Origin of the sequence: Inquilinus sp. CAU 1745, from assembly GCF_039839375.1 — a bacterium.
Lineage (GTDB): Bacteria > Pseudomonadota > Alphaproteobacteria > DSM-16000 > Inquilinaceae > JBDOQU01.
Genome location: NZ_JBDOQU010000001.1, coordinates 416,725 through 437,192, shown reverse-complemented (window position 1 = coordinate 437,192; position 20,468 = coordinate 416,725). Strand labels below are relative to the sequence as shown.

Annotated in this window: 21 protein-coding genes and 1 tRNA gene; 14 read left to right on the top strand and 8 right to left on the bottom strand. The window is 65.2% G+C overall.

Annotated features, from left to right (window positions below):
- The first annotated feature begins 73 nt into the window (after positions 1-73).
- From AAFN89_RS02145 to modC, 10 genes are all read left to right on the top strand, one after another.
- Positions 74-3,016 (top strand): EAL domain-containing protein, encoded by a 2,943-nt coding sequence (locus AAFN89_RS02145; RefSeq protein ID WP_347535408.1) that lies wholly within the window; start codon positions 74-76, stop codon positions 3,014-3,016.
- A 72-nt stretch (positions 3,017-3,088) separates the two neighbouring features.
- Positions 3,089-3,541: an RbsD/FucU family protein gene (locus AAFN89_RS02140; protein ID WP_347535407.1), complete on the top strand. Its 453-nt coding sequence runs from the start codon at positions 3,089-3,091 to the stop codon at positions 3,539-3,541.
- Positions 3,542-3,563: 22 nt separating this feature from the next.
- The gene (gene rbsK, locus AAFN89_RS02135) at positions 3,564-4,502 is read left to right on the top strand and encodes a ribokinase (protein WP_347535405.1); all 939 of its coding nucleotides are present in this window, start codon (positions 3,564-3,566) and stop codon (positions 4,500-4,502) included.
- A 111-nt stretch (positions 4,503-4,613) separates the two neighbouring features.
- Complete coding sequence (locus tag AAFN89_RS02130; protein ID WP_347535403.1) at positions 4,614-5,483, top strand: sugar ABC transporter permease; 870 nt, start codon at positions 4,614-4,616, stop codon at positions 5,481-5,483.
- 4 nt (positions 5,484-5,487) lie between these two features.
- Complete coding sequence (locus tag AAFN89_RS02125) at positions 5,488-6,489, top strand: carbohydrate ABC transporter permease (RefSeq protein WP_347535401.1); 1,002 nt, start codon at positions 5,488-5,490, stop codon at positions 6,487-6,489.
- Between the two features lie 23 nt (positions 6,490-6,512).
- Positions 6,513-7,970, top strand: coding sequence for an extracellular solute-binding protein (locus AAFN89_RS02120; protein ID WP_347535399.1), 1,458 nt, complete (start codon positions 6,513-6,515; stop codon positions 7,968-7,970).
- A gap of 87 nt (positions 7,971-8,057) precedes the next feature.
- Positions 8,058-9,143 carry a sn-glycerol-3-phosphate ABC transporter ATP-binding protein UgpC gene (gene ugpC, locus AAFN89_RS02115; RefSeq protein ID WP_347535396.1) on the top strand — a complete coding sequence of 362 codons (1,086 nt, stop codon included), beginning with the start codon at positions 8,058-8,060 and terminating at the stop codon, positions 9,141-9,143.
- Positions 9,144-9,872: 729 nt separating this feature from the next.
- A complete protein-coding gene (gene modA / locus AAFN89_RS02110; protein ID WP_347535394.1) occupies positions 9,873-10,637 on the top strand; it encodes a molybdate ABC transporter substrate-binding protein in 765 nt (254 codons plus the stop codon).
- Positions 10,638-11,342, top strand: coding sequence for a molybdate ABC transporter permease subunit (gene modB / locus AAFN89_RS02105; RefSeq protein WP_347535392.1), 705 nt, complete (start codon positions 10,638-10,640; stop codon positions 11,340-11,342).
- On the top strand, positions 11,339-12,457 hold the full coding sequence (modC, locus tag AAFN89_RS02100) for a molybdenum ABC transporter ATP-binding protein (RefSeq protein ID WP_347535390.1): 1,119 nt from the start codon (positions 11,339-11,341) through the stop codon (positions 12,455-12,457). The genes modB and modC overlap by 4 nt, the downstream gene beginning before the upstream one ends.
- Here the strand turns inward: modC and AAFN89_RS02095 are convergent, their stop codons facing one another.
- The gene (locus AAFN89_RS02095; RefSeq protein ID WP_347535388.1) at positions 12,458-13,090 is read right to left on the bottom strand and encodes a flavin reductase family protein; all 633 of its coding nucleotides are present in this window, start codon (positions 13,088-13,090) and stop codon (positions 12,458-12,460) included.
- 101 nt (positions 13,091-13,191) lie between these two features.
- The gene (locus AAFN89_RS02090; RefSeq protein ID WP_347535386.1) at positions 13,192-14,166 is read right to left on the bottom strand and encodes a helix-turn-helix domain-containing protein; all 975 of its coding nucleotides are present in this window, start codon (positions 14,164-14,166) and stop codon (positions 13,192-13,194) included.
- 170 nt (positions 14,167-14,336) lie between these two features.
- On the opposite strand from AAFN89_RS02090, the gene AAFN89_RS02085 reads away from it, so the two are divergent.
- On the top strand, positions 14,337-14,876 hold the full coding sequence (locus AAFN89_RS02085) for a hypothetical protein (RefSeq protein WP_347535384.1): 540 nt from the start codon (positions 14,337-14,339) through the stop codon (positions 14,874-14,876).
- Between the two features lie 21 nt (positions 14,877-14,897).
- On the opposite strand, the gene radC is transcribed toward AAFN89_RS02085, so the two are convergent.
- From radC to sfsA, 3 genes are all read right to left on the bottom strand, one after another.
- On the bottom strand, positions 14,898-15,584 hold the full coding sequence (gene radC, locus AAFN89_RS02080; protein ID WP_347535382.1) for a DNA repair protein RadC: 687 nt from the start codon (positions 15,582-15,584) through the stop codon (positions 14,898-14,900).
- Positions 15,574-16,329, bottom strand: coding sequence for a type I methionyl aminopeptidase (gene map / locus AAFN89_RS02075; protein WP_347535380.1), 756 nt, complete (start codon positions 16,327-16,329; stop codon positions 15,574-15,576). Before map ends, radC begins: the two co-directional genes overlap by 11 nt.
- 113 nt (positions 16,330-16,442) lie before the next feature.
- Positions 16,443-17,159 carry a DNA/RNA nuclease SfsA gene (gene sfsA / locus AAFN89_RS02070; protein ID WP_347535378.1) on the bottom strand — a complete coding sequence of 239 codons (717 nt, stop codon included), beginning with the start codon at positions 17,157-17,159 and terminating at the stop codon, positions 16,443-16,445.
- Between the two features lie 95 nt (positions 17,160-17,254).
- Between sfsA and AAFN89_RS02065 the strand changes: the two genes are divergently transcribed.
- Positions 17,255-17,995, top strand: a complete 741-nt coding sequence (locus AAFN89_RS02065; protein WP_347535376.1) for a molybdopterin-binding protein — start codon at positions 17,255-17,257, stop codon at positions 17,993-17,995.
- A gap of 70 nt (positions 17,996-18,065) precedes the next feature.
- On the opposite strand, the gene AAFN89_RS02060 is transcribed toward AAFN89_RS02065, so the two are convergent.
- Both AAFN89_RS02060 and AAFN89_RS02055 read right to left on the bottom strand, forming a co-directional pair.
- Positions 18,066-18,563 carry a GNAT family N-acetyltransferase gene (locus tag AAFN89_RS02060; protein ID WP_347535374.1) on the bottom strand — a complete coding sequence of 166 codons (498 nt, stop codon included), beginning with the start codon at positions 18,561-18,563 and terminating at the stop codon, positions 18,066-18,068.
- 12 nt (positions 18,564-18,575) lie between these two features.
- The gene (locus tag AAFN89_RS02055) at positions 18,576-18,755 is read right to left on the bottom strand and encodes a hypothetical protein (protein ID WP_347535372.1); all 180 of its coding nucleotides are present in this window, start codon (positions 18,753-18,755) and stop codon (positions 18,576-18,578) included.
- 109 nt (positions 18,756-18,864) lie between these two features.
- Here AAFN89_RS02055 and AAFN89_RS02050 point away from each other — a divergent pair.
- Both AAFN89_RS02050 and AAFN89_RS02045 read left to right on the top strand, forming a co-directional pair.
- Positions 18,865-18,950 (top strand) — tRNA-Leu (locus AAFN89_RS02050).
- Positions 18,951-18,978: 28 nt separating this feature from the next.
- Complete coding sequence (locus tag AAFN89_RS02045; protein WP_347535370.1) at positions 18,979-19,407, top strand: GFA family protein; 429 nt, start codon at positions 18,979-18,981, stop codon at positions 19,405-19,407.
- Here AAFN89_RS02045 and AAFN89_RS02040 read toward each other — a convergent pair.
- Positions 19,404-20,339, bottom strand: coding sequence for a LysR family transcriptional regulator (locus tag AAFN89_RS02040; protein ID WP_347535368.1), 936 nt, complete (start codon positions 20,337-20,339; stop codon positions 19,404-19,406). The genes AAFN89_RS02045 and AAFN89_RS02040 overlap by 4 nt on opposite strands.
- Between the last annotated feature and the right edge of the window lie 129 nt (positions 20,340-20,468).

The window sequence follows — 20,468 nt, the reverse complement described above, 5'->3', positions numbered from 1 at the left end:
AATGCCGGCGCTGATCGTCACTGATCGGCCGCCAGCATGGGACAGGCGGATGCCCTTTGGGCCGGTCGGGATTATGAGAACGCGTCTCCCGTTGGTGCCTTTCCTGATCGTCAGCGTCGGCATCCTGGCGATGTCGGTGGCGGTGCTGTTTATCGGAATCGGTGGTCTCTTGGGCCGAAAGGCCGTCCATGAGACGACGGAACGGCTGCTGGAGCAGACGGCCGACAGGGTGGCCCATCTCATCGACGCCGAACTGGGCGTTATCGAGGCGCTTCCCGATCTGGCGAGGCGCGTGGCCGATCTGGGGCCGCTGGATGGGGGGGAATCCTTCCATCACGAGAATCTTCTTCTGGACATCGTGGAGGAGAGCGACGCGATCGACGCCGTGCGTTTCGTCGCCCGCAATGGCGGCTATGTCGCGGTGAACAAGGTCAGCGGACGCGGCGCCGGCGGGTATCGCATCCAGCGCCGGATGGATGACGGCGGCGACACGGTCACTGAAGCTCTGTGGCTGGATCATGACCGGCAATTGATCGCGCGGGAAACCAGCGACGACATCCCATCCAATTTCGGAAGCGATCCGCTCTATGCCCGCGCGATGGAGGAACGTCGGACCGTGTGGTCGGACCCCCGGTTCGGCGAAGCTTCCGGAACCGGCGTCACCGTGGCGTCGCCCGTCTTCCAGACTGCAAGGCCGTCGGCAAGCGCGCTGGTCATTGATTTCGACATCGCCTCCTTCTCCCGAATGCTGCGGCGGGTGTCGAAGGAGGTGGGTGCGAAGGCGGTCGTGATCGACGATCGCGGACGGATGCTCGCCTACCCGGGCGGCGGGCAATTCTACCGCCCGCGCGCCATCCTCAGCGAGGAGGCAACCCCGGATATCGATGTTGAGGAGGCGCTGCACGATCCGGTTATCGATGCAGTCCTGACGGCGATCGGGCATCCGCTGGAGACGGTGCTGGAGCCACTTCCCCTGGATGTCGCATTCGACTACCAGGGCGAAAGCTACCGTGCCGCGGTCATCGGTCTCGCCGCCGTCCCTTGGCCGTGGTCGGTGATCATCGTCGCGTCGGAAAGCTTGCCGATCGTTACGGCCTTGCCGCTCCAACTCCTGCTCGCCACCGGAGTGGCGCTCATCTGCGTTGGAGCCGCGGCCTGGGTCGGGCGGAGGTTGGTCGGCCCGATGAGATCGATCGAGAAACCAGGCGCGGCCGTCGCCGCGGCCGGGCCATTCCGGGAGACTGTTCGGCTGGCGGAAAGCATAGAGGCCGAGCGGCGGGCCCTGAGGCTGCGGGAGGAGCGCTATGTGCTGGCGGCCACGGGGGGCAATGAGGGGCTGTTCGACCTCGATATGGCCACCAAGCGAACCTACTATTCGCCCCGCGCGGAGATGATCGTGGGACTGCCCGAGGGCGGGCTCGGCGAAACGCTGGATGCCTGGCTGGAGCGAATCCATCCCGAGGACAAGGCGCCGACAGAGGTGAAGTTCAGGGATTTCCTGAATCCTGGCGGCGACATCATGAATCTGCAGTACCGGGTCCGCCACGCCACCAGCGGCTATCGCTGGGTCCATGCCAGAGGGACGGCCGTCCGCGACATGAGCGGGAGGGCGACGCGTGTCGTCGGTTCGGTCAGCGATATCACCGACCAGAAGGCCGCGGAGGCGAAGGTGCTGGAGCACGCGCTGGTCGACACGCTGACCCAACTGCCCAACCGGACCGCCTTCATGGACCGGCTGGAGATCGTGCTGTCCGACGTGAAGCGGGAGGTCGCACGCGGGGCGACGATCTTCTATATCGATCTGGACCGGTTTCGGCAGGTCAACGACACGCTGGGGCAGGGAGCCGGCGACGATCTGCTGGTCGCGACCGCCCGGCGGCTGAGACGGATCGCCGGCGGCCACCTTGTCGCGCGGATCGGCAGCGATCATTTCGCCGTGCTCATGCCCGAGGTGCGGGAGACCGAGGACGCGCGCCGGACAGGAGAATGGATCCGTGATTCGCTGGCCCAGCCGATCCGGCTGGCGGGGCTGGAGGTCTTCCCCTTCGCCTGTGTCGGCATCGCCTTCTGCGACCCCGGCTATGGCCGGGCGGAGGACATATTGACCGATGCCGCTCTGGCGATGGAGGACGCCAAGCAGCGGGGCCGGGGGCTGGTCGTCCTTTACGATCATGCGATGCGAAACCAGGGAACGGCGACGCTGGCGCTGGAGGGCGACCTTCGCCGCGCGCTGGAGAGGCGGCAGCTGCGCCTGCACTACCAGCCGGTGGTGTCGTTGAGCAGTGGCGGCGTCGCCGGGTTCGAGGCGCTGACCCGTTGGCGCCTGGATGACGGTACTTTCGTGCCGCCGGACATGTTCATCCCGTTGGCGGAGGAGACAGGGTTGATCGTGCCGATCGGGGCCTGGGCGCTGAAGGAAACCTGCCGGCAACTGGCCGAATGGGCGGCAATGGAGGACGGCGCGGCGCCCTTCATATCGGTCAACGTCTCCAAACGGCAGCTGGACGATCCGCATCTTGTCGATCGGCTGCGCGAGGCGCTGAGGGAGAGCGGCGCGCCTGCCGGCAGTCTGAAGCTGGAGATCACCGAGAGCGTCTTCCTGGACCGGCCCGACCACGGCGCCAGCGTCCTGAACGCGCTGAAGGATCTGGGGATCAAGCTGTCGATCGACGATTTCGGCACCGGTTATTCTTCTTTGAATCATTTGCACCGGCTGCCCTTCGATACGCTGAAGATCGACCGGTCGTTCGTCATGGACGTTCTGGCGGAGCGCGGTGCGGTGATCGTCGAGGCGATTGTCGACCTGGCGCACGCGCTGGGACTGGATGTGGTCGCGGAAGGGGCCGAGACGGCCGGCGACGTGGAGGCGTTGAGGAAGGCGGGGTGCGAGTACTGCCAGGGCTTTTTCTACAAACGGGCGCTGCCAGCGGAGGACGCCATGGACTATCTGCGTCAGCAGTCCGGCCCGTCGGGCAAGGTCACCCGGCTGCGGAGGCCGCGCGGTCCGGCGGAGTAGGCCGCTTGCATCCGTGCCGGATGCTCCCGCATCATCTTGCCGCCAATCCGGACCGCATCAAGGGAGTGACCGGTGCTGAAGAACCTCGACCCGCTGCTGAACGCCGACCTGCTTCAGGTGCTGCGCGCCATGGGCCATGGCGACGATCTGGTGCTGGCGGACGCGAATTTCCCGGCCGATTCGATCGCGCGGGCGACCGTCACCGGCAAGCTGATAAGGCTGGACGGGGTCGATGTGCCGAGGGCGGCGGAGGCCATCCTGTCGGTCCTTCCTCTCGATGGCTTCGTCGACTATCCGGTGCGACGGATGGAGGTGGTGGGACGCCCCGATTACCGGCCGCCGGTCCAGGAACAGATGCAACAGGCGATAGACCGGGCCGAGGGCGCGGCGTGTCCGATGGGATCGATCGAGCGCTTCGCTTTCTATGAGGAAGCGAAGAAGGCCTATGCGGTGGTCGCGACCTCCGAACAGCGAGGCTATGGGTGCTTTCTGCTCAAGAAGGGCGTGATCCTGGCGGCCGACTGAGAACGAACGGGGAGGGAACGCCATGGGGCGGGTCGCGGTGCTGGGGGTATTCGTGGCGGATCTGTCCTTTCGGGGCGAGCGGCTGCCCCGGATGGGCGAAACGGTGATGACCGAGGTCTTTCGACTGGGCCCCGGCGGAAAAGGCTCCAACCAGGCGATCGCCGCCCGGCGGGCCGGCGCGGAAGTCACCTTCATCAGCCGGCTGGGTGACGACGCGTTCGGCGCCCTGGCGCGGGAGACCTATCGCCGGGAAGGCATTTCCGACGCATATCTTTCCACCGATCCTGGATCCTATACCGGCGCGGCTTTCATTTTCCTTGAGGAGGAGAGCCGGGAGAACGCGATCGTGGTGGCGCCCGGCGCCGTCTCCGGACTCACGCCGCGCGATGTCGAGGCGGCGGCGAAGGCTGTTATCGCCGCAGACGTGCTGGCGACCAATCTGGAACTGCCCGTGCAGGTGGCCCGGCGAGGGCTGGAACTGGCGCGGGAGGCAGGGGTGGCGACCATCCTCAACCCCGCCCCGGCCGCGCCCCTCCCCGACGATATCTATCCGCTAGTCGACTATCTGACGCCCAATGAATCCGAAGCGGCCGCGCTTTGTGGCATCGAGGTCGCGAACGTCGCGGACGCGGAACGGGCGGCCGACTGGTTCCTGGCGCGCGGCGTCGGAGCCGTCATCGTCACGCTGGGCGGAAAGGGAGCTTTCCTGAAATCCAGCGTCGATGGAGAGGGAGTGCATGTGCCGCCCTATCGGGCCGGCAGGCTGGTGGACACGACCGGGGCGGGTGATGCGTTCAATGGCGGGCTTGCGGTGGCGCTGGCGGAGAGGAAGCCCGTGGCCGAGGCTGTCCGGTTCGGCTGCGCGGTCGCCGGCCTGTCGGTGACACGGCAGGGCACCGCCCCATCAATGCCGATGCGTGAGGAGGTGATGGCGCTTCTGGAGGGCACAGCAACGGCTTAGCTTCGATCGCATGGCCGGTTGCCGAGTGTTTCATCCTACAATAGAGTTCTACTGGTCATACCAATCATGCACCTGGGCGAACCAGGTGGAGAGGGGGAGGGCTCAGGATCCGTGCGTGACCCGATCAAGCACGTTTTCATCTGGCCGGCATTCCTGGTTGTCCTGCTGGTCAGCCTGTTCCCTCTCATCTATTCGCTGACGATCAGCTTCCAGAGCATGCGGCTGGTGCCGCCAACGCCGCCGCGGTTCGTCGGACTGGGCAACTATACCGACCTTTTGACCCAGGCCCGGTTCTGGAACGTGGTCTGGACGACCAGCGTCATCGTCTTCTGTTCTGTCACGATCCAGTATGTGATCGGCTTCGCCATCGCGCTTGCGCTGCATGCCAGGGTGCCGGGTGAGAGGCTGTTCCGGGCGGCGTTCCTGTTCCCGATGCTGATGGCGCCGATCGCCGTCGCACTGGTCGGGCGGATGCTGTTCCATTCGACCGTCGGCCCGATCAACGACTTCTTCACGCTGCTGGGGATGCCCAACCTGCCCTTTCTGACCGACGCCACCTGGGCGCTTGGGTCGATCATCGCGGTTGAGATATGGCAGTGGACGCCCTTCGTCATCCTGCTGATGTTGGCGGGGCTGCAGACGCTGCCGCCGGAGGTCTACGAGGCGGCGGAGCTGGAGAATGCCAGCGGCTGGCGACAGTTCTGGGGCATCACCTTCCCGATGCTGCTGCCGATCTCCGCCGCCGTGGTCTTCGTGCGGATCATCGAGAGCTTCAAGATCATCGACACCGTGTTCGTGCTCACGGGCGGCGGCCCCGGCATCTCCACGGAGACACTGACGCTCTACGCCTATCAGGAGGGCTTCAAGAAGTTCAACCTGGGCTACACGTCGGCGCTCAGCTTCCTCTTCCTCCTGGTCATCATGATCTTCGGCGTGATCTACCTGACCATCCTGCGCCCGCAGATCGAAAAGCGGATCTGAGCCCATGAAGCGCGCAGTCGTCTTCTCACTCTGCTTCGGTTGGCTGCTGATCACGCTGTTTCCGATCTACTGGACGCTGATCACCTCCTTCAAGCCACCGACGGCGGTCAATGGCGGGCCGACATACCTGCCGTGGATCGACTTCCAGCCGACGGTCCAGGCCTATCTGGACGCGATCTCGGGCATTCGGGGGGACTATGTCCGGCCGTTCGTGAACTCCACCCTGATCGGTCTGTCGGCGACCTTCTTTTCCGTCCTGTTCGGGACGATGGCCGCCTATGCGCTGGTTCGCTTCCCGTTCCGGGTGCGGCTGATGGCGGGCGTTCTGTTCGCCGCGATCGGGATCGGTGGATTCCTGCTGTTCGACCATCTGGGCCTCAGCCGTGCGCAAGCGATGGGCGCGTCCTTCATAGTCGCGCTGACGTTGTCGGTCCTGGCCAACAGACTGCCCCTGCCGGGGCCGGTTCTGGGCAACAACGACGTGGTGTTCTGGTTCTTGTCCCAGCGCATGTTCCCGCCGATCGTGACCGCCTTCGCGCTCTACCTGCTCTATTCGGAACTGGGGAAGGAGGGGCTGCCGGCGCTGGACACCTATTGGGGCATGACGCTCTGTTACACCGCTTTCTCTCTGCCGATCGTGGTCTGGCTGATGCGCGATTTCATCCAGGCGCTGCCGGTTGAGATCGAGGAGGCGGCGCTGGTGGACGACGTGCCGCGCATACGCATCTTCTTCGAAATCGTGCTGCCCATGGCGCGGCCGGGGCTGATCGCCACCGCCATGATCACACTCAGCTTCGTCTGGAACGAGTTCCTGTTCGCGCTGATGCTGACGACGGCGGACTGGCAGACCCTGCCCATTCTCCTTTCCGGTCAGAATTCCTACCGCGGCGACGAATGGTGGGCCATCTCCGTCGCTGCCATGGTGGCCATCACGCCGATGATGGTGATGGCTGTCCTGCTGGCCAGGCTCATGCGATCGGGCCTGATGCTGGGCGGCATTAGATGATCGCCAAACATGGGAGGAAGCGCATGAGAAAGCTGTTCATGGCAACCGCCGGCGCCGCCGTGCTCGGGGTCGCCTTCACCGGTCCCGCGGTCGCCCAATGCGAACCCGACTTTACCGGCGTCACGCTCACCGCCGGGGCGCAGACCGGCCCGTTCATCGCCAGCGCGGTCCAGGCAGCGGGCGAGAAATGGGCGGAAAAGACCTGCGGCGCGGTCAATGTCGTGGAATTCCCGTTCGGTGAGCTTTACCCGAAATACCTGACCGCCATGGTCGCCGGAGAGGCGGCCTTCGATGTCATCACCTTCGCGCCGGCCTGGACGCCGGACTTCGCGCCCTACCTGTCGCCGATGCCCGAAGCGATCCGCCAGACCGACGCCTGGACGGACATCGCGGAGGTCTACCGCGACCGGCTGATGGTCTGGGACGGCGTCCACATGTCCCAGACGATCGACGGCGACCTGCACACGATCAGCTATCGGACCGACCTGTTCGAAGATCCCGAGGAGATGGCGGCGTTCGAGGAGCAGTATGGCTACCCGTTGGCTGCGCCGGAGACGTGGGAGCAGTACTACGACATCGCCGAATTCTTCACCCGGCCCGACGAAGGGCTGTGGGGGACGGCTGAGGCATTCCGGCGCGGCGGCCAGCAATTCTGGTTCTTCTTCACCCACGCCGCCAGCTACACAAACCATCCGGATAATCCGGGCGCGATGTTCTTCGATCCGGAGACGATGGACGCGCAGGTCAACAATGAGGGCTGGGTCAGGGCGCTGGAGGATTACATCAAATCCGTCGAGTACGCTCCGCCCGGCGCGCTCAATTTCACGTCGGGCGATATCCGCACAGCCTTCGCCGGCGGCCAGGTGGCGATGAATTTCGACTGGGGCGACACCGGCGTGATCGCCGCCGACCCCGAGCAGAGCCAGGTGAGCGGCAATGTCGGCTCGGCCATGACTCCCGGCGCAACCGAGATCTGGAACCATGTGACCGGCGAATGGGATTCATTCGACGAGCCCGTGAAATCACCCTTCATGGCGTTCGGCGGATGGCAGGCGGCGGTGCCCGCGGCCTCCCCCAACATCGAGGCGGCCTGGAACTTCATCGAGTTCCTGTCCAACCCGGAGAACAGCATGCAGGCCTGCGTCACCGGCGGGTCGGGCGTGAACCCCTATCGCACCAGCCATTTCGAGAATCTGGAGCCGTGGCTCACCGTCTTCTCCGAAGAGGAGGCGCAGATGTATCTCGACGCCCAGCGGAACAGCCTGGAGGCGCCGAACATCGCGCTCGACATGCGGCTTCCGGGCTATTTCTCCTATACCGAGGTGCTGGAGATCGAGCTTTCCAAGGCGCTCGCCGGACAGGTCACCGCCCAGGAGGCGCTGGATGCCATCGCCGAGGAATGGAACCGTCTGACCGACGAGTTCGGCCGCGAGAACCAACTGGCGGCCTACCGGTCGTCGATGGGCTTGCCGCCGCTCTGACGACCTGACAAGACCGGGCGCGCCTTCCCGAGAGACGAAGCCGCCCGGTCGACCTTTCCTAACGCGCCGAGATTACGGGAAGACCAGATGGCCCGCGTCACGCTCACGAACGTCGTCAAGAGGTATGACCAGCTCACGGTGATCCCGGACCTCAACCTCGAGATCGAGGACAAGGAGTTCGTGGTGCTGGTCGGGCCGTCGGGTTGCGGGAAGACCACAACGCTGCGGATGATCGCGGGGCTGGAAAGGGTGAGCGACGGCGTGGTGCGGATCGGCGATCGCGATGTGACGCAGTTTCGGCCGGGCCTGCGCAACTGTTCCATGGTCTTCCAGAACTACGCGCTCTACCCACACATGACGGTGCGGGAGAATATCGGCTACGGCATGAAAGTGCGGGGCGAGGCGAAGGGCGAGATAGCGCGGAAGATCGAGGAAGCTGCGCGCATCCTGGACCTGGAGCCCTATCTGGACCGGCGGCCGAAGCAGCTTTCTGGCGGGCAGCGGCAGCGGGTAGCCATCGGCCGGGCTATCGTCCGCGATCCGGATGTCTTCCTGTTCGACGAGCCGCTATCCAACCTGGACGCCAAGCTGCGGATCGAGATGCGGACGGAGATCAAGGGGCTGCACCGCCGGCTGCGCAACACGGTCGTCTACGTCACCCATGACCAGGTGGAGGCGATGACGTTGGCCGACCGGGTAGTGGTGATGAACAACGGCGTCATCGAACAGATGGCCGACCCGATCACGCTTTACGAGAAGCCGGCCAATACCTTCGTCGCCGCCTTCATCGGCGCCCCCAGCATGAATTTCCTGGACGCGACGGTGACGGAAGAGAGGGGCGAGCCGGCGCTTCGTCTTGCCGACGGCGCCATGCTGCCGATCCCGGCGGAGCGGGCGGCTACCTTCTCCAGCCTCTCCGGCCGACGGATCACATTCGGGCTGCGTCCGGAACATATGGCGGGGGGGCAGACAGGGGCGGCGGTCATCACGCTCACGCCCCGCACCATCGAACCGCTGGGACCGCACACGCTGCTGATCGGACGTTCGGAAGGGGCGGCGGTGACCGCGCAGGTGGATGCCCATTATGTCTGCGAACCCGACCAGCCGACGCCGATCACCTGCGACATGACCAAGATGCACCTGTTCGACCCGGAGACGGGGAAGGCGCTTTAGGGTAACTGAAGGTCAGTCTGTGCCAGAGCGGCTCGCCCAGGTTCATACAGCGCGAACTCGCGATCAACGGTGTCGCGAAGTGACCTCTCCATCAATAAATCCGAACACGGTGTTAACGGCGTAGAGAACGCCGCTGACAAGGCTTGATGCACCAGTAACGACGCCGCGTTGCGGTCGGGTTGCAGGGCGTTGGCATACAGATGCAAGGGTTCAGTCAATTCAAGCAGTCTCAATCGATAGTTGGTTTGCATTGGCAAGGGAGGCGCTCCATTCATCGTCGGAGATTGCCCCAAATGAAGATCGCGCCGACGACAAGGAACATCCCTTGCCGCCGGCACGCCACAATCAGGACTTGGAGGCTTGAGAAGGCGTGTCCTGGTTCGGCTTGGCGGGATCCTTGGACGGCGTTTCCACCGGGGGCGTGCCAGCCGGAGAAGTCTTGGGGGCGTCGGCCATTTTAGAATCCTTTAAAACATTAACCGAATATTCGGCTTACTAAAAATGGAGACGGTGGCTTTGATTACAATGGGCAAAAATAGGAATTATAATTTCTATCTCGTATACGGAATGAATTCTATAATGAGAATTGCGATTTTGAAGAATAGCCACGAAACAAGCCCTATCGCTACGACCTGAGATGGAAGGGGCTTTGCCGGACAGTCTTCCCTCACGCGGCGGGAGGTGGCATGACGGAATTGTCGATCCCCTGGCATGTGGAGCGAATGAACCGTGCGAAGGCTGTCTGCTATCTCCTTCATCGCCGCTATCGTCATCGCGGCGTTGCCCGCGCGGGCAGAGGAGGTCGTCGTGTTCGCGGCGGCGAGCCTGAAAAACGCGATGGATGCCGCAGTGACGGCGTGGGAGGAGCAGGGGGGCGAGGCGACAATCTCCTACGCCGGCAGCTCAGCGTTGGCGCGGCAGGTCGAGCAGGGGGCGCCAGCCGATATCTTCATCTCCGCCAATGTCGGCTGGATGGATTACCTCCAGGAGCGCGGGCTGGTCGACCCGGCGACGCGGTCCGACCTGCTGGGCAACCGGCTGGTCCTGATCGCCCCGTCGCCAAGCGACGTGACGCTGGAGATAGCGCCGGGCTTCGATCTTGCCGGCGCGTTGAACGGGGGCTATCTCGCCATGGCCAATACAGAGGCCGTTCCCGCCGGAATTTACGGCCGCACCGCGCTGACCTCGCTCGGCGTCTGGGGTGCAGTGCAGGGCCGGATCGCCCAGGCGCGGGACGTGCGGGCGGCGCTGACGCTCGTTTCACGGGGAGAAGCGCCGCTGGGCGTCGTCTACCGGACCGACGCGGCGGCCGATCCGAACATCTGGATCGTCGATACCTTTCCGGAAGACACGCACGAGCCGATAATCTATCCGATCGCCCTGACGAAAAGCGCTGAGGGCGAAGCCGCTCACCTGCTGGATTTTCTGACATCGGAAGACGCCGCGCCCTTCTTCGAGGCGGAGGGATTCGACGTGCTCGACACGGATCGATAAGTGCCGGATTGGCTTACCCTGTCGCCGGAGGAATGGACGGCCGTCCGCCTGTCGCTGCGGATATCCATCTGGGCCATGGCGTGCAGCCTGCCCTTCGGGATTCTGGTCGCCGTGGCGCTGGCGCGCGGGCGGTTTCGGGGGAAGGCGATCCTGGACGGGATCGTCCACCTGCCCCTGATCCTGCCGCCCGTAGTCACGGGCTACCTGCTGCTGCTGCTCTTCGGGCGACGAGGGCCGATCGGCGCGTTCCTGGCAGAGCAGTTCGACATCGTGCTGGCATTCCGATGGACCGGCGCGGCGCTGGCCTGCGCCATCATGGGCTTTCCGCTGATGGTTCGCGCCATCCGGCTGTCGATTGAGGCGGTCGACCGAGGATTGGAGGAGGCGGCCGGCACCCTGGGCGCCAACCGGGCCTGGACCTTCGCCATCGTCACTCTGCCGCTGATCCTGCCCGGGATCATCGCCGGCGCGATCCTGAGTTTCGCCCGGGCGATGGGGGAGTTCGGAGCGACCATCACCTTTGTCTCCAATATCCCCGGCCAGACCCAGACATTGCCGTCGGCGATCTACACCTTCACCCAGATACCGGGCGGCGATGCGGGCGCGATCCGGCTGACCATCGTCTCCATCGTCATCTCCATGACTGCCTTGCTGGCTTCGGAGATGTTGGCCCGTCGGGTCGCCAGACGGATACGCGGCACGTGAGCGTCGCCGTCTCGATACGTCACAATTTCGGCGCGTTCGACATCGACGCGACCTTCGAGAGCGAGGGCGGGGTGACGGCGCTGTTCGGCCGCTCCGGCGCGGGCAAGACGACGATCGTCAACACGATTAGCGGACTGATCCGACCCCGCCACGGGTGGGTCAGCATGGGCGGCGTGGTGCTGGTCGACACCGAGCGCGGCATTTTCGTGCCGCCGCACCGGCGGCGCGTTGGCTACGTGTTTCAAGACGGCCGCCTGTTCCCGCATCTGAGCGTTCGGCAGAACCTGCTGTTCGGTCGCTGGTTCTCCCGCAAGCAGGGAGGGCGGGAGGATTTCGATCATGTGGTCGAGCTACTGGGCCTCGGCAACCTGCTGGAGCGGCGGCCGGGGCGGCTATCCGGCGGGGAGAAGCAGCGCGTCGCCATAGGCCGGGCGCTGCTGGCCGATCCGGGGGCACTGTTGATGGACGAGCCGCTGGCGTCCCTGGACGAGGCGCGGAAGGCGGAGATCCTGCCCTATATCGAACGGCTGCGGGACGAAATCCGGATTCCGATCATCTATGTCAGCCACTCGATCCCGGAGGTGGCGCGCTTGGCGACGACTGTTGTCGTCCTGTCGGAGGGGAAGGTCGAGAGGGTGGGGTCTCCCGCGGAGATCATGGCCGATCCGACTTTGTTCCCGGTGCTGGGGCGCCACGAGGCGGGCGCCGTCCTGCCGGCCGTCATCGCCGGCCACGATGCGGTCGACGGGCTGACCTATCTGGATGTCCAGGGCGGCCGGCTGATCGTCCCCAGAGTCGATGCTCCGCCGGGCGCTCATCTGAGGGTGCATATCCGTGCCCGTGACGTCATCCTGGCGCTCAAGCCGCCAGAGGGGATCAGCGCCCTCAACGTACTTCCCGCGACGGTCGTGAGGATCGGTGCGACGGATGCACCGATCGTCGACCTGCAACTCGCCTGCGGGACGGATCTGATCCTGGCCCGGATCACCCGCCGCTCGCTCCACGCGCTCAACATTGCGCCGGGGCAGCAGATCTTCGCCGTGCTCAAGAGCATCGCGGTCGGCCGGCGCGACATCGGAATCTATGATGAGAGCTCCTCCGCCATGCGCGAATAGTCAGCATTCAGCTCTGAAATTCCGGCCCAGATCAGGGCCGAGGCCGAAATAGTGGCGGAAGACGTAGAAAAGAGGACTCCACCGCGCGGTGTCGATGTGATGGGTCCCGGGCACCACGATTTCGCGATGGGCATGGATGCGCGTGACCCGCGCCTCGACGATCAGGTGAGCGGAGGTCCCGTCGCCGTGCATCGCGTTCACCCTGGCCTCAAACTGGATCGGGCATTCGGCGATCCGGGGCGGCCGCACCGTTTCGGACGGAATCTCCGTGAAGCCGCCCAGCCCGAACTTGTCGGCCACATATTCATAGCCGATCCGCGCCTTGTAGTCCGGGACCGGACGGCGGCCGGTCGAACGGGCGATCTTCTCCACCTTCGGCCAAAGATCGGCGGAAGGGAAATTGAGTACACACCCTCCACACCCTCCTTCGCGCCGGAGATTGACTGCGCCCTGGCCCGCCGGGCTTAGCCCCAGCACCACATGGTCGCCTAGCGCCCAGGCGGAAGAGAGTGGGCTGATGTTGGCGCTCTCATCTTCGCTCAGCGTGGTGAGGAGGACGACCGGCGTTCCGAAGTAGAGGACGCTCGGCTGGATGGTGACATGGTCGGCGGCAGAGAGCGTCTGGGGAGGCATGCATAAATCCTTCGGGTGATGTTCCGAAGGCACGATAGGGCGCAGCTCACCCGGATGTTTCGATATGGATCGAACCATGCCTCTCGGCATTGGAAGAGGCGTCACAGGCCGGAATGCATTTCCCGGAAAAGCCTTGGCGTGACGCCGAACCGGCGTTCGAAAGCCTCGGTCAAGCGGGAGGCCGGGGACAGCCCGACCTGCGCTGCGATCGTCTTCAGCGGAAGTTTCCGGGAGAGCAGCATGCGGGCCGCGTCCAGCCGGATGGCTTCGACAAACCGGGCCGGCGACTGTCCGATCTCTGCAAGGAACCTTCGATAGAAGCTTCGTTCGCTAAGACCGGCGCGCGCCGCGAGGCTTGGCACATCCAGTGGGCGATCCAGATTCTCCTGCATCCAGCCGATCAGGTCGGCAAACGGGCTGTCCGCTTTTACCTGAGCATTGAGAAGCGCGCTGAACTGGGACTGGTATCCAGGACGGCGCGCATAGAGCACCAGCCGTTTCGCGACACTGCCGGCTATGGTGGCATCGATATCCTGGCCGACCATGGCCAGGGCCATGTCGATGCCCGTGGTCACGCCCGCGGACGTCCAGACCTTGCCGTCCGCCACATAGAGTGTGTCGGGATCGACGGTGACGGACGGATATAGCTTGGCGAGCTGTGTGCAAGCCTCCCAATGGGTCGCGACCCGCCTGCCGTTCAGGAGTCCGAGCGCGGCGAGCAGGAATGTGCCGGAACAGACCGAGCCGAACCGCTCCGCCATCTCCGCGCAACGCGGCGTCCAGTGGCGCACCGCGGGATCGGCGATCGCGGCCCGCAGGCTTTCGGCATCGCCTCCCGAGACCAGAAGCGTGCCGATTCCGGCGGCCGGCATGTCGGAAAGCGCCCGCGTCTGGAGCGCGATGCCACCGCCGCTGGTCACCAGCCCTCCGAGCGACGAAACCATCTCGATCGCATAGAAGGCGTCACGGCGGCGCTCTTTCAGCGCATGGTTCGCTTCGGTGAACACCGACGCCGGGCCCGAGGCGTCGAGCAGTTGGAATCCCGGATAGACGAGAAAGGCGACGGTATGCGGCATTGGCGGAAAATACAGGTTCTTTGTCATTTCCGCCAGAGCAGCCGGTGACTAGCCTGGATGTCGATCATTCTCGGCAGGAGGGGGTACCCATGGAATCAGCTACGGAGAATGCCTGCTTGGGAAGCTCCGACGACGCAGGTGCTCGGACGGTTTCGAGCGGGTGGAGGTCCGTGAAATGGTGGCCAAGCCTGGCTGGCGTCGGCTTCGCGGCGTTCGTGGCGTTCGACCTGTTTCGCGATAACCAGAACGGCGCGGATTTTGCGCCGATCGTCGCCGCATCCGGCCTCGTTTATCTGGCCGCGGCCGCCTTGGGGAAGCCCTCCGCTGCGTGGCCGCTGTTCTTTCTATCCGTGCTCGTCATCACCGCGGCTGAAATAGGGTGGATCCAATTCGACCCGACATGGGGCCTCATCGGCCTTGCGGCTGCATTCTTCGGCTATGGGCTATGGCGCGGTATGGTGCGGCGGCGCGCTGGCCTGCCGCTTCAGACGATCGCGATGGCCGGCTTCGGGGCGGTGGCGGCGGTCGCCCTGGTCGTCAACGGGCCGGCCGGCGCCTATCTGGTCGCGGCGGGCCTGCTGGCCCATGCGGCATGGGATGTCCATCACCATCGGGCGAACAGGGTCGTATCACGATCGCTGGCGGAGTTTTGCTTCGTCCTGGACACCCTTCTGGCCGCCGCCATCATCGTGGCGACGGCGTTGAGGTAAACTCCTGTCCGGCATGATCTGCTACAGCAATCCCAGCGTCCTGAAGCTGGCGTGGCCGCGTTTGCCGACGATGACGTGGTCATGCAAGGCGACGCCGACGGCGGAGAGGGCGCGGGCGATCTCGCCGGTCATGTCGATATCGGCGCGCGAGGGCGTTGTGTCGCCGGATGGGTGGTTGTGGACCAGGATGACCGCCGAGGCGGCCGTCTCCAGCGCCCGTTTCGCGACCTCACGCGGATAGACCGGCGTATGGTCGACGGTGCCGCGCTGCTGCACCTCGTCGGCGATCAGCGCGTTCTTGCGGTCGAGGAAGAGGATGCGGAACTGCTCCGTCGCCTCGTACTTCATCGCCGCGGAGAGATAATCGATCACCCGATCCCAGGAGGAGAGGAGGGGCCGTTGAACCGCTTCCTCCCGCAGCATCCGCACCGCCGCCGCCCCGACCACCTTCAGAAGCGCCGCCGCCGTCGGCTTCAGGCCGCCGCGTGTGGCCAACTGTTCCGCCGATGCGTTCAGGACGGCGCCCAGGCTGCCGAAGGTGGCGATCAGCGTCTTGGCGAGCGGCTTGGTGTCCCGGCGCGGGATCGCGGAGAACAGCAGCAGTTCCAGAAGCTCGTAATCCGCGAGGCTGTCCGCCCCCTGGCTCAGGAAGCGGTCGCGCAACCGGTCCCGATGGCCGGCGTGGAGCGGCGCGGAATCAGGCGCCACTGGCGCCGTAGGGCGGGCGTTCGTAGCCGGCCGGCGACAGGGTGAAGATCTCGCACCCATCCTCCGTCACCCCGATCGAATGTTCGAACTGGGCGGAGAGGCTGCGGTCGCGGGTTACTGCCGTCCAGCCGTCGGCCAGGATCTTCACGTCGTAGCGTCCGGCGTTCACCATCGGCTCGATCGTGAAGAACATCCCCGGCTTCAGGACCGCCCCCTCACCGGGCCGGCCATAATGCAGGACGCTGGGCGCGGCATGGAAGACGCGGCCGAGGCCGTGGCCGCAGAAATCGCGGACGACGGAGAAACGCTGCGCTTCCACATGGCTCTGGATGGCATACCCGATATCGCCCAGCGTCGCGCCGGGCTTCACCGCCGCGATTCCCAGCATCAGCGAGTCATAGGTCACGTCGCACAGCCGGCGGGCCTTCACGCTGACCTTGTCGCCGGCATAGAACATGCGGCTGGTGTCGCCGTGCCAGCCATCCAGGATGACGGTGATGTCGATGTTGAGGATGTCGCCGTTCGCCAGCTTCCGATCACCCGGAATGCCGTGGCAGACGACGTGGTTCAGTGAGATGCAGGTCGCCTTCGGATAGCCGCGATAATTCAGCGGCGCAGGCGTCGCGCCATGGTCGCGGATGAAGGCCTCGGACTTTTCGTCCAGCTCCGCCGTCGTCACGCCCGGCTGGACGAAGGGGGTGATGTAGTCGAGCGCCGCGGCGGCCAGGCCTCCGGCACGGCGCATGCCCTCGAAGTCCGACGGACCGTGCAGCGGAATGCGTCCTGACTCGACGACTTCCTCAACGGCTTCGTTCACCAAAATGCTCTCTTTCTCCATCTCGTCACCATAGGACAATCTCATAGCATCACGGGCAGCGGACGATCCACTTCGATGGTCCGTTCCGTCAGGTGGCAAGTGTAGCAGAGAACCTCAACCCCCGCCGCCATCGCGACCGTCAGCCCCTTCGCATAAATGGGATCGAGATCCGCCGCCACCCGGAACCGGTCGCAATCGTCCCGCTGAACGATATAGAGCATCACGGCCCGATGACCGGCCGCGACCATGTCAGCCAATTCCAGAAGATGCTTGGCGCCCCGCGCGGTGACGCAATCGGGAAATTCAGCCGCCGTCGGGAATGCGCCGTCCGGACGACGGAGATGGACGTTCTTGACCTCCACATAGCAGTCCGGCCGTCCCTCTTCGGTCAGCAGGAGATCGATACGGCTGTTCCGGCCGCCATAGCGGACCTCCCGCCTGACGTTGGAATAGCCCAGAAGCTCAGGCACCACGCCGGCAACCAGCGCTTCCTCCGCCAGCCTGTTGGGATGGCCGGTGTTGATCCCCACCAGCCCGTCGGCCAGCCGCACCATCTCCATCGTATAGCGGAGCTTCCGGCGAGGGTTGGCGCTGTCGGAGATGAAGGTCGGCAGGCCCGGCATGTCGAGACCCATCATCGCGCCCGGATTGGGGCAATGGATAGTTTCGACCGCGCCGTCCGGCATCTCGACATCGGCGAGGAAGCGCTTGTAGCGCCGGATGAGGTGGGTCTCGACGAGAGGAAGGATGAAACGCATGGCGGCGGGACCCTAAAGCCTGATCCGCTCGCGTGCGAGAGGTGAATCGGCCTAAACATGGGGACAACGAACATCAGCGGGAGCGGGACGAGCCCATGGTCAGCGCGGCTTTGGTCATCATCGGCAACGAAATCCTCTCCGGCCGGACGAAGGACGCTAATCTGTCGTTCCTGGCGGGGCGGCTGAACACGCTCGGCATCCAGCTTCGCGAGGCGCGGGTGGTGCCGGATGTGGAGGGCGAGATCGTCGCGGCGGTCAACGAATGCAGGGCGAAGCACGACTATGTCTTCACCACCGGCGGCATCGGCCCGACCCATGACGACATCACCGCCGCCGCCGTCGCCAGCGCTCTCGGCACGGCGCTGGAACTGAACGCCGAAGCGCGGCGGCGGCTGGAGGCGCATTACGATGATCCGTCGAAGCTGAACGAGGCCCGGCTGCGGATGGCGCACATCCCGGTCGGGGCCGAACTGGTGGACAATCCGATTTCTGCCGCGCCGGGTTTCCGGCTGGAGAACGTGTTCGTCTTCGCGGGGGTGCCGGCGATCATGCAGGCGATGTTCGAAAGCGTCGCCCCGACTCTGGCCGGCGGCGCGACCATGATCTCCCGCTCCGTTTCCGCCGCATTGGCCGAGGGTTCGATCGCGGCGGGGCTGGCGGCGATCCAGGAACGCTACCCCGCCATCGACCTCGGCAGCTATCCCCGCTACAGCGCCGCCGGATATGGCGTGGCCATCGTCGCGCGCGGCCCGGACGGCGCGCAGGTCGACGCCGCCATCGCGGAGGTGCGCGCCCTGATGCGCTCGCTGGATGCGGAGCCGGTGGAGGAGGGATGAGCGGGAGAGATTGCCCAGGCCGCTTGGCGTCTCCCGGCAGATCAACCTCAACTGAGCGACCGAACGGCTCCTAGAGTCGCCGGTGCATGACATGCAGCCCGACATAGCCGGCCGTCGGATGGGAGAAAGCCTCCGGCACGGTGCCGACGATCTCAAACCCCAAATCTTGCCATAGGCGAACCGCCGGACGATTGGTCTCCACCACCGCGTTGAACTGCATCGCCCGGTATCCCAGCCGGTGTCCCCAATCCAGCGCGTAGAGGCCGAGAGCGCGCCCGACACCAAATCCCCGCGCGCCCTCTGCGACCATGAAGCTGGCGGTCGCCACATGACTGCCGGGACCCGGCCGGTTCGGCCCCATTTTCGCGGTGCCGACGATGCTTCCGGCCGCGTCGGCGGCGATGACAGTCAGCCCCGGCGGATGCTCGATCCAGATATCCCGGCCCTCCATTTCGGTGAGGTGTGGAGGATAGCAGTAGGTTTCCGCGGCCGCCGAGACGGATCTGACGATCGCCCAGACGGCGGGCCAGTCATCCTCGGCGAACTCGCGGATATCGCAGGTGCCCATCGTCAATCCCCTTTAGCCCAGCATCGGCCCGATCAGCCGGTAGGCGAGCGCCAGCGCCGCAGCGACCGCCAGCCACACGGCGATCGAGAGCAGCCAGTTCCGTCCGCGCTGCATCCGGATCATGCCCGGCGCGATCAGCAGGAGAATCGTGACCAGCGCGAAGGTGGTGGCCCAAGAGTAGCCGTCTATCATGGGGCGGCACTCTGGCCGGCCGCTTCCCGTCGTGCAAGGCTGTGGCTCGGTCATCTTCTTGCCCTCGGCCCCGGCGGGCGATACGGTCGCCGGCGTCCGATCCGGACAGGCGGGCGTGGCGAAACGGTAGACGCAGCGGACTTAAAATCCGCATCCCGGAAGGGAGTGGGGGTTCAAGTCCCCCCGCCCGCACCAGCGCGATCGGTCGCTTCTGGAGGCCGAAATGACACGTTCGGAACCCGAATCAGTTCTTACGGGCGGGTGCCAGTGCGGCGCCATCCGGTACGCCCTGGACCGGCCGCCGCAGGAAATTTACGTGTGCCACTGCCGAGAGTGCCGGAAGCAGTCAGCCTCGGCCTTCGGCATTTCCGTCATGGTGCGGAGCGTCGATCTCAGGCTGCTTCAGGGGACCCTCCGTCGCTGGTCGCGCCCGACCGACTCAGGCCGGACGCTCGCCTGCTTCTTCTGTGCCGAATGCGGCTCGCGCGTGTGGCATGGCGATCCGGAGCAGGCGGAGGAGATCAGCATCAAGGGAGGGTCTCTGGACGAGCCGGTCGATCTCAGCGACGCCATCCATATCTGGACCTCCCGAAAACTGCCGGGCGTGATCATCCCGGAGGGCAGCCGGCGACATGAAGAAGAGCCTGATTAAGGGAGGAGTTGCCCCGGCGATTGCTCACCCTCGAACAGCGGGCGCTGGCGGACAAGCGCGTCGCCCACGATGTCGAAGAACGCCCGGACCCGCGCCGTCCGTTTCAGGTCGGCATGGGTGACGATCCAGAGTTCGCGGGAGAGGTCGGGGATCGGGTCCGGCCACAGCCGTGACAGGTCGGTTTCCGGATCGCCGAGATAGCAGGGCAGAATCGAGAACCCGAGACCCGCCCTGGTTGCGGCCATCTGGTTGACGAGGCTGGAGGAGCGGTAGACGACCGCATCCTCCCGCACGCCGTCGCGCAGCCAGTCCGCCGCGCCGATCCCGGCGATTCCGACGCTCCAGCCGACAAGCGGAAGATGGGCCAGCCCTTCCTTCGAAGACGGGATTTCTCCCTCTGCCGCAAGTGCCCCTATCGCCGCACGGGAACCGTAGACCGCCCATGCGACATCGCACAGCTTCCGGCCCCATAGGTCGCCCTCCTTCGGCCGCAGGGGGCGAAGCGCCACATCGGCCTCCCGCCGGGACAGGCTGAGGACGCGATTGTCGATCGCCAGCTCGACCACGATCCCGGGATGGGCGCGGCGGAAGGCAGCCAGGTGATCGGTCAGCAGGCGATGGGCCAGCGTCTCCGACGAAGCGACGCGGAGGTGGCCCGTCAGCCTGTGATCCCGACCCGCTATGTCGCGGTCGAGCGCCTGCGCCTCATCCTCCATCCGCTCCGCCGCCGCGGCTGCGCGTCCGCCAGCGTCGGTGGGTTCGTATTGGCCGCCCGACAGCCGTTCGAATAGCCGGACACCCAGACGCCCCTCCAGCGCCTGCAATCGCCGGAATACGGTGGAATGGTCGATGCCGAGCGCGTGTGCCGCGCCTGTCAGGCTGCCGGCTCGCGCGATAGCGAGGATCAGGCGAAGGTCGTTCCAATCGTCCATGGCGATAGATCTAGCACGGCACGCGCTTGCGTGAACGCAAGCATCGCTGACGAACATGCAACGTGCCTTGCCGGCAGGAAAGGGAGAATCTGTACGGGTCCTTTTTGTTCAGGAGAACCATCATGAAAC

Bases quoted from the DNA above. Each gene is read 5' to 3' on its own strand.
- sfsA (WP_347535378.1), bottom strand. From the start codon at position 17,159: ATGCGTTTCATCCTTCCTCTCGTCGAGACCCACCTCATCCGGCGCTAC.
- AAFN89_RS02065 (WP_347535376.1), top strand. From the start codon at position 17,255: ATGGTCAGCGCGGCTTTGGTCATCATCGGCAACGAAATCCTCTCCGGC.
- AAFN89_RS02045 (WP_347535370.1), top strand. From the start codon at position 18,979: ATGACACGTTCGGAACCCGAATCAGTTCTTACGGGCGGGTGCCAGTGC.
- AAFN89_RS02095 (WP_347535388.1), bottom strand. From the start codon at position 13,090: ATGCCTCCCCAGACGCTCTCTGCCGCCGACCATGTCACCATCCAGCCG.
- AAFN89_RS02125 (WP_347535401.1), top strand. From the start codon at position 5,488: ATGAAGCGCGCAGTCGTCTTCTCACTCTGCTTCGGTTGGCTGCTGATC.
- AAFN89_RS02090 (WP_347535386.1), bottom strand. From the start codon at position 14,166: ATGCCGCATACCGTCGCCTTTCTCGTCTATCCGGGATTCCAACTGCTC.
- map (WP_347535380.1), bottom strand. From the start codon at position 16,329: ATGCGCCGTGCCGGAGGCCTGGCCGCCGCGGCGCTCGACTACATCACC.
- AAFN89_RS02060 (WP_347535374.1), bottom strand. From the start codon at position 18,563: ATGGGCACCTGCGATATCCGCGAGTTCGCCGAGGATGACTGGCCCGCC.
- AAFN89_RS02040 (WP_347535368.1), bottom strand. From the start codon at position 20,339: ATGGACGATTGGAACGACCTTCGCCTGATCCTCGCTATCGCGCGAGCC.
- ugpC (WP_347535396.1), top strand. From the start codon at position 8,058: ATGGCCCGCGTCACGCTCACGAACGTCGTCAAGAGGTATGACCAGCTC.
- AAFN89_RS02055 (WP_347535372.1), bottom strand. From the start codon at position 18,755: ATGATAGACGGCTACTCTTGGGCCACCACCTTCGCGCTGGTCACGATT.
- rbsK (WP_347535405.1), top strand. From the start codon at position 3,564: ATGGGGCGGGTCGCGGTGCTGGGGGTATTCGTGGCGGATCTGTCCTTT.
- AAFN89_RS02120 (WP_347535399.1), top strand. From the start codon at position 6,513: ATGAGAAAGCTGTTCATGGCAACCGCCGGCGCCGCCGTGCTCGGGGTC.
- AAFN89_RS02145 (WP_347535408.1), top strand. From the start codon at position 74: ATGAGAACGCGTCTCCCGTTGGTGCCTTTCCTGATCGTCAGCGTCGGC.